The organism is Elizabethkingia argenteiflava, from assembly GCF_009904105.1.
Lineage (GTDB): Bacteria > Bacteroidota > Bacteroidia > Flavobacteriales > Weeksellaceae > Elizabethkingia > Elizabethkingia argenteiflava.
Map to the genome: position 1 here is coordinate 1 of NZ_JAAABJ010000028.1, position 604 is coordinate 604.

General features: G+C 32.6%; 1 protein-coding gene and 1 pseudogene. Both read left to right on the forward strand.

Annotated features, from left to right (window positions below; all coding sequences use genetic code 11):
- The first annotated feature begins 128 nt into the window (after positions 1-128).
- Entirely contained in the window at positions 129-338 is a 210-nt protein-coding gene (locus GNY06_RS00115; RefSeq protein WP_244614314.1) for an integrase core domain-containing protein, read from the forward strand.
- Positions 339-405: 67 nt separating this feature from the next.
- Positions 406-546: pseudogene (locus tag GNY06_RS15360) on the forward strand (IS256 family transposase); the annotation flags it as partial.
- Between the last annotated feature and the right edge of the window lie 58 nt (positions 547-604).

Sequence of the window (604 nt, forward strand, 5' to 3'; positions counted from 1 at the left end):
TGATAGGCAGATATGGAAAGCCTCAGAGTATTCGTATGGATAAAGGCCCAGAACTTATTGCAGGATTGATGACTCATTGGAGTAAGGCCAATAGTATTACCTTTCAATATATATAGCCTGGCAAACCAATGCAAAATGGATATATAGAAAGATTTAACAGGACTTATAGGGAGAATGTTCTTGATTCATATATATTTGAATCATTAGAAGATGTTCGAGAGATAAATGATGAATATGTTAAAGATTACAATGAAGAGAGGCCTCATGAATCATTAGCGGGATTGTCTCCTGTGAAATACAGAGAAAAGGAAAAACAGACACTTGCTGTTATAAATTAACAGAAAATAAATTGGGTACAATATGAAAAATTGTCTAATTTTAAATCGTACTAAAAAAGGGAAGCCTACACCTACGGATGATGCGGTTTTGAAATCTTTTTATTTGTCATTAAACGAAGCCGCTAAGAAATCGACAATGACCATCCAAAATTGGAGATTAATTTTAAACCAATTTATCCTTATTTTTGATAAAAGGCTCAGATTATAAAAATCCAAGCCTGAGGTTGTATCTCGAACTGTGTCATACACATTATCTTTAAATATAA